The organism is Actinoplanes campanulatus, from assembly GCF_014647795.1.
In the GTDB taxonomy this organism is placed as follows: Bacteria; Actinomycetota; Actinomycetes; order Mycobacteriales; family Micromonosporaceae; genus Actinoplanes; species Actinoplanes campanulatus.
In genome coordinates, this window is the sequence record NZ_BMPW01000007.1 from 1 (window position 1) to 11,640 (window position 11,640).

Below are 11,640 nucleotides of genomic sequence, written 5' to 3' on the forward strand. Positions count from 1 at the left end.
CGGAACGGGCCGCCCGCCAGCGGCGAAAAAACTCAGCCCGGCGGGCGCGGCACAGGCTCGGCCCCGGCAGCGGGTCGCGAGGTGCGGCGGAACGGCCGCTGTGTGGTTGGGGCCGCTCCCGCGCGTACGAGAAATCAGATCATCGAGTAACCCGCCGGAAGCGTGGCCCGGCCGGTGAGCGCGCCCAGCACGGTCTCGCCGTCGCCTAGGGCGACCGCGACGCGGGCGGCGAGCGCGGCGGTCTCGGCGAGGGTGTCCGGGTCCAGGTCGATCGGTACGCCGGCAGCCGTGGCCACGTCGCGTCCGTGCACCACCAGTTCGAAGGTGCGGGTGGGCAGCCAGTCCCGGACCCGCATGCCGCCGGCGGGGGTGGCCACCACGTCGTCGTCGGCGGCCCCGGCCAGTGCGGCGGTCGCCTGGCCGATGTAGCCGCTGACCGCGGTGGCCGGCTGATCGCCGAGGGCGGCCCCGGTGGCCCGGGCGTCGTCGGTGGACGCCTTGCGGACGGCCGCGACCATCTCGTCGGAGGCCGACCGGACCAGGGCGAAGTAGAACTCGGGGCCGGGCACCAGCAGCGTGGGGGCGCGGTCGGCAAGGACCGTGGGCACCTGGCGCAGCGCCGAGCTGACGGTGTGGCCGAGCAGGTCGCGCAGCGTCCACTCGCCGAGGCCGGGGGCGTCGAGCCGGGCGGCCGGGATGCGGGAGACGAGGTCGGCGAAGGCGATGGCGGCGGAGCGGTACGTGCGGCGGTAGTCCATGTCACCAACCTGCCACGCGGGCCGCCGGTCGCGCGGCCCCGCCGGTAGCCTGCCCCGGTGCTGCTACCCCTGCCGGACGGCGACTTCAAGGCGTACCTGTTCGACTGCGACGGGACGATCACCGACTCGATGCCGGCGCACTACCGGGCCTGGTGCAAGGCGCTCGGCGAGTGGGGTGCGGAGCTCCCGGAGGAGCTGTTCTACGCCTGGGGCGGGCGGCTCGTGGTGGACATCATCGCCGACCTGAACGAGCGGCAGGGCCTGCGCATGCCGGTGGCCGAGGTGGCGGCGCGGCGTGAGGAGCTGTTCCAGGAGCTGCTCGGCGAGGTGGCGGCGGTGCCGGGGGTGCTGGAGCACATCGAGGCGTCGTACGGGCGGATCCCGTTCGGGGTGGTGTCCGGCAGCACCCGCGCGTCGGTGACCGCGTCGCTGACCGCGCTCGGCCTGCTGGACCGGTTCGAGGTGCTGGTGTGCGCCGGGGACTACGCGCGCCCGAAACCGGACCCGGAGGGCTATCTGCTGGGCGCCCGGCTGCTCGGCGTGGAGCCGGCGGACTGCCTGGTCTTCGAGGACACCGACCTGGGTGTGGCCGCGGCCGAGGCGGCGGGCATGGGATATTCGCGTGTGCCACCACCGTGGGAGCGATAAGAATCGATCCATGATTCATCAGCGGGCGCTGGAGTACCTGCTCGGGCTACAGGGCGCGGCGCTGCTGCGGTCGTTCACCGAGGAGTCCGATCCGGAGTTCGGCCGGGCCCGGGTGGCCGAGATGCGGCGCCTGCTCGACCGGGCCGAGCTGGACGTCGAGCCGGTGGCCGTCGAGCGGGTGTCGGCCGTCGACGGGTACCGGGTCTGGTCGCGGACCTACGACGAGCCGGGCAACGGGCTGTTCCCGCCGGAGGAGGAGACGGTTCACGGCATCCTCGGCGGGCTCCCGCCCGGGACGGCGGTGGACGCGGCCTGCGGCACCGGCCGGCACAGCGAGTGGCTGGCCGGCCAGGGGCACCGGGTGATCGGGGTGGACGGTTCGGCCGACATGCTGGAGCGGGCGCGTGAGCGGGTGCCGTCCGGCGAGTTCCACGAGGCGCCGCTGGAGCGGCTGCCGATCCCGGACGCGCACGCCGACATCGTGGTGTGCTCGCTGGCGCTGACCCACGTACGCGATCTGGGCCCGGTGTTCGCCGAGTTCGCCCGGGTGCTGCGGCCGGGCGGGCATCTGGTGATCTCGGACGTCTCGCACGAGCTGGCCGCGATCGGCTCGGTGCCCCGGGTGCGCATCGACGGCGAGCGGCCGGCGCTGCTGGTCGACCACCGGCACCGGGCGTCGGACTATCTCGGCGCCGCCGTCCCGGCCGGGCTGCGGGTGGTGTCGTGCGCCGAGCCGCGGATGTCGCCGCCGGTGCCGCTCGACACGCCGGCCGAGCTGCCGGACACGCTGGAGACCGGGGCGTGGGATCAGTGGCCGTGGTCGCTGATCAGCCTCACCCCCGAGGTGTGCCGTGCGGTGACCGGCGACATGCCCGTACTGATCATCTGGCATTTTCGGCGGGACCCGGATCGATGATCCGGTTGCGGTGGTGCTGGTAGATCACCGAGCTGCGGAACCCGACGATCTCCCGGCGGGCGGAGAACCGGTCCATCAGGAAGGCGTGCAGACCGTCCACGCCGGGCACCGCGACGTGCACCAGGAAGTCGTCGCCACCGGCCAGCACGAACACCGACAGCACCTCGGGCAGCCCGGCCGCGTAGGCCTTGAAGCCCTCGATCACCTCCCGGTTGAGCGGGCGGACCTGGACATGCAGCAGCGCCTGGACCTCGCGGCCGAGCGCGGTGAGGCTCACCTCGGCGTGAAAGCCGGTGATCACGCCGCGCTCGCGCAGCAACCGCACCCGTTCGAGGCAGGTCGACGGTGCGATGCCGACCGTGCGGGCCAGGTCGCGGTTGGTCTGCCGGGCGTTCGCCTGGAGTTCCCGTACGATCGCCGAATCAATGTCATCCACGGCCGTCATTATGATGGGTTCACCGAACATCGTTCGGCACGATCGTTCCTCCGCCGATGGGCGTTCTAGCTTCGAGGCATGTCGCTCGAACATGTGCGTGTGGTGACGGAACGTGGTCCACGGTCGGGGTTCCCGGTCATCGTGGCGGTCCATTCGACGGCTCTGGGGCAGGCGATCGGCGGATGCCGCCTGTCCGTCTACGCCGACTGGCGGGACGGTCTCGAGGACGCGCTGCGGCTGTCCGCCGCGATGACCGCGAAGGCGGCGCTGGCCGGGCTGCCGAACGGCGGCGGCAAGACGGTGGTGGCGCTGCCCGCGGGGGTGGCGCCGGACCGGCGGGCGGTGCTGCACGACGTGGCCGACGTGATCGAGAGCCTGGGCGGGGACTACGCGACCGGTCCGGACGTGGGCACCGGGCCGGACGACATGGTGACGATCGGCGAGCGTACGCCGTACGTGTTCTGCCGCGGCTACGACTCCTCCCCGGGCACCGCCGCCGGGGTGCTGGCCGCGCTGCGCGCCGTCGTCGCCGACCGGTTCGGATCACACGACCTGGCGGGCCGCAGCTTCGCCGTCCTCGGTGTGGGCCGGGTCGGCGGGCATGTGCTGCGGCTGCTCACCGAGGCCGGCGCGCGGGTGGTGGCGGCCGATGTGGACCCGTCCCGGCGGTCGGTGGCGGACTCCTTCGGCGCGGCCTGGACGGATCCGCACGGTTGCCTCACCGCCGAGGTGGACGTGCTGGTGCCGGCCGCGCTCGGCGGTGTCCTGACGCGGAAGACCGTGCCGGAGCTGCGCTGCGCGGCGGTCGCCGGGCCGGCCAACAACCAGCTCGACCGTCCGGGCACCGCCGCGCTGCTGCACGAGCGCGGCATCCTGTGGGCGCCGGACGTGGTGGTCAGCGCCGGCGGGATCATCCACGCCATCGGCACCGAGTTGCACCGGGAGGCGCCGGACCGGGTGGCGGCACGGATCGGCGGGATCGGGGACACCCTGACCCGGATCCTGGACGCGGCGCGGGAGACGTCGTCCACCCCGGCGGAGGCCGCGGCCCGGCTGGCAGGCTGGCTGGTTGACTACCCTGCGAAGATCGCCTGACTTGGGAGGGGCCGTATGACCGGGTTCGAGAGCATTCCGCCGACCACGCTCGCCGACGTGCTGGACCGGAGCCGGGTGATGGACATCGGCATCCGGCCGTTGTGGACGCCGGTGCCGCGGGTCGCCGGGCCGGCGTTCACGGTCCGCTGCCCGCCCGGCGACAACCTGATGCTGCACGCCGCCATCTACCGCGCCGAGCCCGGTTCGGTGATCGTCGTCGAGTCCGGCGACCTGGACTACGCGCTCGCCGGCGGGAACGTCTGCGCGGTCGCGCACCGGCGGGGTGTCGCGGCGTTCGTGCTCGACGGCCTGATCCGTGACCTGGGCGAGGTCCGGGAGATCGGCTTCCCGGTCTTCGCCCGCGGCGTCATCCCGATCCCCGGCACCAAGTCCGAACCGGGCACCCATCAGGAGCCGGTCCGCTGCGGCGGCGTCCAGGTCGGGCCGGGCGACATCGTGGTCGCCGACGAGGAGGGCGTCGTGGTGGTCCCGGCCGCCCGGCACGACGAGGTGCTCGCCGCCGCCCAGGCGAAGCTGGCCAAGGAGGAGGCCGAGACCCTCGACGACTGGGAGCGGGCCCACCGCGCCCGGATCGACAAGGCGCTCGCGGCCCACGGCCTTTAGGACCGGCCGGCTCCCAGCGCTGTCGCAACCCCGTTGATCAAGCGCTGGGAGCCAGCCGGGTTCCCGGGGTCAGAACGGGTAGGGGCGGGTCTCCTGGCGGGCGGTCACCCACTGGACCTCGGTGAACTCCTCGGCCGCGAACCCGATGCCGAAACGGCCGGCGCCCGAGTCCTTGACGCCGCCGAAGGGCATCTGGGGTTCGTCGTTGACCGGCTGGTCGTTGACGTGCACGATCCCGGCCCGGAGGCGGCGGGCCAGGTCGAGACCCCGGTACGGGTCGCCGGTGATCACCCCGGCGGTGAGCCCGAAGTCGGAGGCGTTGGCCCGGCGCAGCGCGTCCTCGGCGTCGTCGGCCTCCTCGAGGAGGACGACCGGCCCGAACGTCTCGTCGAAGGCCAGTTCCGCCTCGGGCGGCACGCCGGTCAGGACGGTCGGCGGGAAGCAGCGCCCGCTGGGCAGCCCGCCGGTGAGCAGCCGTGCGCCCAGGTCGACGGCTTCCCGGACCCGGCGTTCGAGCAGGGACAGCGCCCACTCGTTGATCACCGGCCCGACGACGGTGGCCGGGTCGGACGGGTCGCCGACCGGCAGTTCGGCGGCGCGGGCCACGAACCGGGCGGTGAATTCGGGGGCGATCGACCGGTCGACGATGAGCCGGCGGGCGCACATGCAGGTCTGGCCGCTGTGCACGAACGCCCCGTAGACGGCCGCGTCGACGGCCTGGCCGACGTCGGCGTCGCCGAGCACGAGCAGCGGGTTGTGGCCGCCGAGCTGGAGCACGGCCCGTTTCAGGTGGCGGCCGGCGGTCTCGGCGAGCCGTCGCCCGGTGACGGTGGAGCCGGTGAAGCTGATCCGCCGGACCCGCGGGTCGGCGATCAGCGTCTCGGCCACGGCGCCGGCCTCACCGGGGGCGTGGGTGACCACGTTGAGGACGCCGTCGGGCAGGCCGGCGTCGGCGAGCAGTTCGGCCCAGAGGGCGCCGCCGGTGAGCGGCGCCTCCTCGGACGGTTTCAGCACGACCGTGTTGCCGGTGGCGATCGGCGCGACGACGGCCCGGCCGGCCAGGACGAGCGACGCGTTCCACGGGGCGATCGCGGCGACCACGCCGACCGGGCGGCGCATGGCCAGAGCCCGGGTGCCGGCCAGGTCCGAGGGCAGGATCTGTCCGGCCGGCGCGTACGCCAGCCCGGCAGCCTGGCGCAGCAGGTTGACGCAGAAGTCGAGCTGGACCCCGGCGAAGTGCACCCCGCACCCGGTCTCGGCGGCGAGGAGCCCGCGCACCTCGTCGCGCCGCCGGTCGAGCGCGTCGGCGGCCCGCAGCAGGATTCGCTGGCGGTCCATCGGCAGGCTCTCCGCCCAAGCCGGGAAGGCCCGGTCGGCGGCGTCGAGGGCGGCCCGCGTGTCGTCGGCGTCACCAGCGGCGACCCGGGCGAAGACGCGGCCCGTCCACGGGTTCAGCTTGTCGTACGTCCGCCCGTTGGCCGCATCCACCCAGCTCCCGCCGATGTGATGCCGCACGCCCTCAGAAAACACCTGGTCCATCGCGTCGCAGATGGTATCCGACGGGCAGCAGCCGCACCGGGACAAGACTCCACAGGCCGCGTGGCAGGAACAGCGCGAACGCTCCGGCGGTGAGCCCGAGCCCGATCAGGTACCAGGCGTCGTAGTCGGCGAAGAGGTACTGCACCCCGAAGAAGAGCAGCGCGCCGAGCAGCGGCCCCTCGAACGTGCCGATCCCGCCGACGAGCACCATGAACAGCATGTACGCGGTCCACTGCACCCCGAAGATCGAGCGCGGTTCGATGAACAGGGTGTTGGCGAGGATCAGCGCCCCGGCCGCGCCGCCGCCGAACCCGGCGAGCACGTAGAGCCCGGCTTTCAGGGGCCACACCCGGACACCGAGGGACGCGGCCGCCTCCTGGTCGTCGCGGATCGCCTGCAACCCGGCCCCGGTGCGGCCGCGCAGCAGCACGAACACCGCCCCGAGCAGGAGCACCAGGAAGGCCAGGGCCAGCCAGTACGTGTACGCGCGCCGCTCGTCCGGGCGGAACACGTTGAGCCCGCGCAGCGACACCCCGGTCCCGCCGCCGAGGCTGTGGTCGAGGACGACGAGCAGCGCCAGCGTCTCGGCGACCACCCAGGTGCCGACCGCGAACGGCCCGCCGCGCAGCCGCAGCACGAGCGGCGCGAGGACGGCGGCGAGGACCGCCGAGGCGCCGGCGGCGAGCAGCACCGCGAGGTACGGCGGCACGTCGCGCTGGGCCAGGAACACGGTCCCGTAGGCGCCGAACCCGATGAACGCCTGCTGCCCGACCGACACCAGCCCGCCGTAGCCGGCCAGCGCGTTCCACATCACCGCCAGGATGACGAAGATGAACAGGCTGGTGAGCTGCTGCACCACGGTCGCCACGAAGAACTGCGGCACGGTCGCCAGGATCAACCCCAGGCCGATGAGTACGGACGACCCGATCCGTGAGGCGCGGCTGCTCCGGTCGATCCGGTAGGCCAGGGCGGTCATGCGGCAGGCACCAGCCTTCCTGGGCTGAAACGGACGAGCAGGACGATCAGGAAGACCAGGTGGCCGGCGAGGATCGAGTACTGCGGGTCGATCTGGGCGCCGATGGTCTGCGCCACGCCCAGCACGAGGCCGCCGATCAGGGTCCCGCGCAGCGAGCCGAGCCCGCCGATCACCACCGCCTCGAACGCGAAGATCAGCTGGGTGGGCCCGCTGGCCGGGTCGATGGTGGAGTGGACGGCCAGGAAGGTGCCGGCCAGGGTGGCGGTGGCCACGGCGATCGCGGTGGCCCGGGCGTAAACGGCGGTGGCCGGCACCCCGACCAGCGCCGCGGTGTCCGGGTCCTGGGCGGCGGCCCGCATCTCCCGGCCGAACCCGGTGCGTTCCAGCACCAGGTGCAGCCCGCCGAGCACCCCGGTCGCGACGATCAGGATCAACAGACCTAGGTACGGCACGGTCAGGCCGCCGATCTGCCAGCTGCCGGTGCTCAGCGACCCGGTGACGGTGGCGAGCGACCGCACGTCCGGGGAGAAGATCAGCAGCAGTGCGTTCTGGATCACGATGGCCAGGCCGAACGTGGTGAGCAGCGGGGTCAGCTCCCCGCCGCGCAGGCTGCGGGTGAGGACGGTGACCTGCAACAGGTAGCCGAGCGCGAGGGCCAGTGGCAGCGCCCCGATCAGGGCCGGCGCCGGTGGCGCCCCGAGCGAGGTGGCCGCCCACCAGACCACGAAGGCGCCGAGGACGGCCAGGTCGCCGTGCGCCAGGTTGATGATCCGCATGACGCCGAACATCAGCGACAGGCCGCAGGCGAACAGCGCGTACAGCCCGCCCAGGAAGATCCCCTGAAGGACGGCATTGACCCAGGTCATGTCGCCGCCCTACGGCCGCGCAGCCCGAAGTAGGCCTCGGTGACCTGCTCGCGGGTGACGTCGCCGGTCGCGGCGGACAGCGCGATCCGGCCCTCCAGCAGGCAGATCACCCGCCCGGCCACGTCCAGCGCCCGGGACAGGTCCTGTTCGACAAGCAGCAGCGTGGGTCTGGAGTCCAGGGTGGTGAGGGTCTCGTAGACGGCGTCGACGGCGACCGGGGACAGCCCGAGCGACACCTCGTCGATGAGCAGCAGCCGCGGGTTGGTGAGCAGCGCCCGGGCGATGGCGGTGAGCTGCTGCTGCCCGCCGGAGAGCTCCGACGCCCGCCGGTCCCGCAGGCCGGCGAGCACGGTGAACGTGTCGTAGACGCGGGTCAGGCTCCAGGGCCCCTCGCGGGCCCGCCGGGCGGCGACGGCCAGGTTCTCCGCCACCGTCATGCCGGGGAACAGCCGTCGGCCCTCGGGCACCAGGGCCAGGCCGAGAGCGACCCGCTCGTGCGCCGGCCGGGCGGTGATGTCCGTGCCGTCGAGCAGGATGCGGCCACCCGCCGCCGGGTGCGCGCCGGCGATCGTACGCAGGAGGGTTGATTTTCCGGCGCCGTTCGCCCCGACCAGGGCGAGCGTCTCACCCTCCGCGATTTTCAAAGACATCTCCGGTACGGCGGTGAGCAGCCCGTGGCGTGCCGTGACCGACTCCAGCGACAGCAGGGTCATGATCGTGCCTTTCCGAGGTAGGCGTCGACCACGACGGCGTCGCTGAGCACCGCCGACGGCTCTCCGTCGGCGATCACCCGGCCCGCGTCCATGCAGATGAGCCGGTTCACGACCTGGAGCAGGACGTGCACGATGTGCTCGATCCAGACCACGGTGACGCCGCCGGCGTTCAGCTCGCGGATGGTGGCGACCAGTTCGGCGGCCTCGGCGTCGGTGAGGCCGGCGCCGATCTCGTCGAGCAGCAGCACCCGTGGCCGGGTGGCGACCGCGCGGGCCATCTCGAGGCGTTTGCGGTGCAGCAGGCCGAGCGTGTCGGCCCGCCGGTTCGCGAGGTCGAGCAGTTCGCAGCGGCGTAGCACCTCGATGCTGTGCCGGTGTGCCTCCCGGTGCCGGAGCCCGGCCCCGTAGGTGGCGCCGACCAGGACGTTCTCCAGGACGGTCATGCCACCGAAGGGGCGCGGGATCTGGTGTGCCCGGCCCACGCCCCGGCGACAGCGGATCTGCGGGCCGGAGCGGGTGACGTCGGCGCCGTCCAGCCGTACCGTGCCGGAGTCCGGGGTGACCGATCCGGCGAGCACGTTGAGCAGGGTGGTCTTGCCGGCCCCGTTCGGCCCGACGATGCCGATCGCCTCACCGTCGGCGGCGGTGAAGCCGACATCGTCGAGCACGTGCAGCCGGCCGTACCGTTTGTGCAGGTGCTCGCCGTCGAGCACGGTGTCGCCAGGGAACACGGTGTCGCCAGGGAACACCGTCACGTGAGGGTTCCGAACCGCTTGAGCTGCCCGGCGACCGGGACGTTGGGGTCGGAGGAGTTCTCGCAGAGCACGAAGTCGAGCGGGTAGGCGCCGCTGCCGGGCACCCACTGGCCGCCGAGGATCGGGGTGGAGACCACGTTCCGGTTCGGTCCGGCGCCCCACTTGAGCCGGCCGACCGGGGTCTCCACCTCCAGCGTCGCGATGGCGGCGGCGACCGCGTCGCGATCCCGCGGCGTGCCGGCGGCGGTCAGCGCGGCGGCCGCCACGTCGAACAGCGCGAGGCTGGGCCCGAGCTGCTGGGTCCACTGCTTGCCGGCGGCCTGCTGGTAGCCGTCGCCGAGGGCCTGCGAGCTGACGCCGGTGAGCGACGAGGTGTACGGGTAGGTCGGTGTCCAGTAGGCGGCGCTGGCCACCCGGCGCCGATGTCGCCGAGCGCCTCCACCTGGGACGGGAACAGCCCGGTCTTGGCGGCCTGCGCGATCTTCGGCCGGAAGCCCTGCTGGGCGGCCTGCCGCCAGAACGTCGCGAAGTCCGACGGGATCGGGAACGTGGAGAAGATCTCGCAGCCCTCGGCCTTGAACTTCGCGATCTGCGCCGAGTAGTCGTTGCTGCCGTTGGTGTAGGCGCCCGGGTCGACGATCGTGTAGCCGGACTTCTCCAGCATCGGGCCGAGCGAGGCGCGGATGGCGTTGCCGTCGCTGTCGTTGGGCCACATGACGGCGACCTTCTTGTTCGTCTCCACCTGCGGCCACAGGTGGGTGTAGGCGCTGTGGAACTGCTCGACGCCGAAGCAGAAGTGGAACGTGTACTTGTAGGCGTCGGTCTGGTCGGGTTCGGCGCCGCGGCCGAAGTACCAGGCCTGCCACGGCACGACGGTGGAGATGCAGGGGACGCCGGCCGCCTCGCACGCGTCGGAGACCGGGTTGACCGTCTCCGGGGTGGAGGTGGTGAGCATCAGGTCCACGCCGTCGCTGTTGATCAGGTCGTTGGCGACCTGGGCGGAACGCTGCGGGTTGGACTGGCTGTCCTTGTCGACGACCACGACCTCGTACCTGGTGCCGCCGATGGTGAGGCCTTCGGCGAGTTTCTTGCGGGCCAGTTCGAGGACGTACGAGTCGGGCTCGCCGAAACTGGCGGCCGGCCCGGTCCGGGGGCTGACGAAACCGATCTTCAAAGTGTCCGATCCGCCGGGCTGCTCCGCGCCCTTGCAGGCCCCGAGGGCGAGCCCGGCGGTGCCGAGCCCGATTCCCTGGAGCAGCCGGCGGCGGGTGAAGGTTCCGAATGATGACGGGGGCGTTTCCACGGTGACCTCCCGCGAGAAGTGGTGGCGGAAAGGTAAGGCGGGTCACACCAGCGGTCAACACAGCGTTTCAACAGTTCGAACGGCGAGGTTAGGCTGCGCCATGCCCATCGACGATGAAGCCGGCAGTGGGGCCGCGTTCTCCCAGTCCCTGGAACGCGGCCTGTTGATCCTGTCCTCGTTCAGCGAGACCCGGCCGGTGCTGGGGATCGCCGACATCTCCCGTGCCGTGACGCTGAACAAGAGCACCACCCACCGGTACGTGGCGACCCTGGCCCGGCTCGGCTACCTGCAACAGGACCCGGAGACGAAGAAGTACTCGCTCGGGCCGAAGGTGGTCGACCTGGGCTTCGCGGCGCTCAACTCGCTGGAGATCAACCGGGTGGCGGCGCCCTGCCTGCAGAGCCTCGCCGACGAGACCGGGTACACGGTGAGCATGGCGGTGCTGGACGGGCCGGACGTGGTCTACGTGGAGCGCCGCCGCAGCGGCCGGGCCACCAGCGCGTTCGCCATCTCGCTGAACCTGCACGTCGGGTCGCGGCTGCCGGCGTACTGCACGTCGATGGGCAAGGTGCTGCTCGCCCACCAGGAACCGGCCGTGCTGCGGGCGCTGCTCGACCGGACCGACTTCGCCCGCCGCGGCCCGAAGACGCTGACCAACCGGGAGCAGCTGACGGCGGCGCTCGCGAAGATCCGGCAGACCGGGGTGGCGGCCAACGACGAGGAGCTGGCGGCCGGGTTGCGCTCGGTGGCGGCGCCGGTGCGGGACCGGACCGGGCGGGTGATCGCGGCGATCAACATCGCGGTGCACCTGACGGTGTGGGCGACCACGGCGGACACCGTGGTGGCCCGGCTGGAACGCCCGCTGCGGCACACCGCCGCCGAGATCTCCACTCGGCTGGGCTACCGGTAGGTCGCGTTTCACTTTCCGCGCGCGCGTTCGGATGGATGGAACGGTCCGTTGATCTGCCGGAAACACGGGCATACCGTCAGCGCACCCGTGCACCCCCTGGA

14 protein-coding genes are annotated in these 11,640 nt (G+C 72.6%); 5 read left to right on the forward strand and 9 right to left on the reverse strand.

Annotated features, from left to right (window positions below):
• Window positions 1–134: 134 nt before the first annotated feature.
• Window positions 135–758, reverse strand: coding sequence for a maleylpyruvate isomerase N-terminal domain-containing protein (locus IEZ13_RS14825; RefSeq protein ID WP_183221995.1), 624 nt, complete (start codon window positions 756–758; stop codon window positions 135–137).
• Window positions 759–815: 57 nt separating this feature from the next.
• On the opposite strand from IEZ13_RS14825, the gene IEZ13_RS14830 reads away from it, so the two are divergent.
• Entirely contained in the window at window positions 816–1,406 is a 591-nt protein-coding gene (locus tag IEZ13_RS14830; protein WP_183221994.1) for an HAD family hydrolase, read from the forward strand.
• A gap of 10 nt (window positions 1,407–1,416) precedes the next feature.
• Entirely contained in the window at window positions 1,417–2,322 is a 906-nt protein-coding gene (locus tag IEZ13_RS14835) for a class I SAM-dependent methyltransferase (RefSeq protein ID WP_183221993.1), read from the forward strand.
• Here IEZ13_RS14835 and IEZ13_RS14840 read toward each other — a convergent pair.
• Window positions 2,288–2,767, reverse strand: coding sequence for an Lrp/AsnC family transcriptional regulator (locus IEZ13_RS14840; protein WP_229794703.1), 480 nt, complete (start codon window positions 2,765–2,767; stop codon window positions 2,288–2,290). The two genes, IEZ13_RS14835 and IEZ13_RS14840, sit on opposite strands and share 35 nt — an antisense overlap.
• 69 nt (window positions 2,768–2,836) lie before the next feature.
• Here IEZ13_RS14840 and IEZ13_RS14845 point away from each other — a divergent pair, with 69 nt between their 5' ends.
• Both IEZ13_RS14845 and IEZ13_RS14850 read left to right on the forward strand, forming a co-directional pair.
• Window positions 2,837–3,853 (forward strand): Glu/Leu/Phe/Val dehydrogenase family protein, encoded by a 1,017-nt coding sequence (locus tag IEZ13_RS14845; protein WP_183221991.1) that lies wholly within the window; start codon window positions 2,837–2,839, stop codon window positions 3,851–3,853.
• A 15-nt stretch (window positions 3,854–3,868) separates the two neighbouring features.
• Complete coding sequence (locus IEZ13_RS14850) at window positions 3,869–4,477, forward strand: RraA family protein (protein ID WP_183221990.1); 609 nt, start codon at window positions 3,869–3,871, stop codon at window positions 4,475–4,477.
• A gap of 69 nt (window positions 4,478–4,546) precedes the next feature.
• Here IEZ13_RS14850 and IEZ13_RS14855 read toward each other — a convergent pair whose 3' ends face one another.
• From IEZ13_RS14855 to IEZ13_RS14880, 7 genes are read right to left on the reverse strand one after another with little or no spacing between them, the layout of a single operon-like run.
• Window positions 4,547–6,016, reverse strand: coding sequence for an aldehyde dehydrogenase family protein (locus IEZ13_RS14855; protein ID WP_183221989.1), 1,470 nt, complete (start codon window positions 6,014–6,016; stop codon window positions 4,547–4,549).
• Complete coding sequence (locus IEZ13_RS14860) at window positions 5,997–6,992, reverse strand: branched-chain amino acid ABC transporter permease (protein ID WP_183221988.1); 996 nt, start codon at window positions 6,990–6,992, stop codon at window positions 5,997–5,999. Before IEZ13_RS14860 ends, IEZ13_RS14855 begins: the two co-directional genes overlap by 20 nt.
• Window positions 6,989–7,858, reverse strand: a complete 870-nt coding sequence (locus IEZ13_RS14865) for a branched-chain amino acid ABC transporter permease (protein WP_183221987.1) — start codon at window positions 7,856–7,858, stop codon at window positions 6,989–6,991. The genes IEZ13_RS14860 and IEZ13_RS14865 overlap by 4 nt, the downstream gene beginning before the upstream one ends.
• Complete coding sequence (locus IEZ13_RS14870; protein ID WP_183221986.1) at window positions 7,855–8,571, reverse strand: ABC transporter ATP-binding protein; 717 nt, start codon at window positions 8,569–8,571, stop codon at window positions 7,855–7,857. The genes IEZ13_RS14865 and IEZ13_RS14870 overlap by 4 nt, the downstream gene beginning before the upstream one ends.
• On the reverse strand, window positions 8,568–9,326 hold the full coding sequence (locus IEZ13_RS14875) for an ABC transporter ATP-binding protein (protein WP_229794704.1): 759 nt from the start codon (window positions 9,324–9,326) through the stop codon (window positions 8,568–8,570). The genes IEZ13_RS14870 and IEZ13_RS14875 overlap by 4 nt, the downstream gene beginning before the upstream one ends.
• The gene (locus tag IEZ13_RS46470) at window positions 9,323–9,592 is read right to left on the reverse strand and encodes a hypothetical protein (protein ID WP_203833912.1); all 270 of its coding nucleotides are present in this window, start codon (window positions 9,590–9,592) and stop codon (window positions 9,323–9,325) included. The genes IEZ13_RS14875 and IEZ13_RS46470 overlap by 4 nt, the downstream gene beginning before the upstream one ends.
• Window positions 9,574–10,629: an ABC transporter substrate-binding protein gene (locus IEZ13_RS14880; protein ID WP_203833911.1), complete on the reverse strand. Its 1,056-nt coding sequence runs from the start codon at window positions 10,627–10,629 to the stop codon at window positions 9,574–9,576. Before IEZ13_RS14880 ends, IEZ13_RS46470 begins: the two co-directional genes overlap by 19 nt.
• 100 nt (window positions 10,630–10,729) lie before the next feature.
• Between IEZ13_RS14880 and IEZ13_RS14885 the strand changes: the two genes are divergently transcribed.
• Window positions 10,730–11,539 carry an IclR family transcriptional regulator gene (locus IEZ13_RS14885; protein ID WP_183221985.1) on the forward strand — a complete coding sequence of 270 codons (810 nt, stop codon included), beginning with the start codon at window positions 10,730–10,732 and terminating at the stop codon, window positions 11,537–11,539.
• The last annotated feature ends 101 nt before the right edge of the window (window positions 11,540–11,640 follow it).

Excerpts from the sequence above, each read along its gene's own strand:
- IEZ13_RS14865 (WP_183221987.1), bottom strand. The coding sequence starts at position 7,858 with ATGACCTGGGTCAATGCCGTCCTTCAGGGGATCTTCCTGGGCGGGCTG.
- IEZ13_RS14885 (WP_183221985.1), top strand. The coding sequence starts at position 10,730 with ATGCCCATCGACGATGAAGCCGGCAGTGGGGCCGCGTTCTCCCAGTCC.
- IEZ13_RS14825 (WP_183221995.1), bottom strand. The coding sequence starts at position 758 with ATGGACTACCGCCGCACGTACCGCTCCGCCGCCATCGCCTTCGCCGAC.
- IEZ13_RS14850 (WP_183221990.1), top strand. The coding sequence starts at position 3,869 with ATGACCGGGTTCGAGAGCATTCCGCCGACCACGCTCGCCGACGTGCTG.
- IEZ13_RS14845 (WP_183221991.1), top strand. The coding sequence starts at position 2,837 with ATGTCGCTCGAACATGTGCGTGTGGTGACGGAACGTGGTCCACGGTCG.
- IEZ13_RS14855 (WP_183221989.1), bottom strand. The coding sequence starts at position 6,016 with ATGGACCAGGTGTTTTCTGAGGGCGTGCGGCATCACATCGGCGGGAGC.
- IEZ13_RS14870 (WP_183221986.1), bottom strand. The coding sequence starts at position 8,571 with ATGACCCTGCTGTCGCTGGAGTCGGTCACGGCACGCCACGGGCTGCTC.
- IEZ13_RS14835 (WP_183221993.1), top strand. The coding sequence starts at position 1,417 with ATGATTCATCAGCGGGCGCTGGAGTACCTGCTCGGGCTACAGGGCGCG.
- IEZ13_RS14860 (WP_183221988.1), bottom strand. The coding sequence starts at position 6,992 with ATGACCGCCCTGGCCTACCGGATCGACCGGAGCAGCCGCGCCTCACGG.
- IEZ13_RS14840 (WP_229794703.1), bottom strand. The coding sequence starts at position 2,767 with ATGACGGCCGTGGATGACATTGATTCGGCGATCGTACGGGAACTCCAG.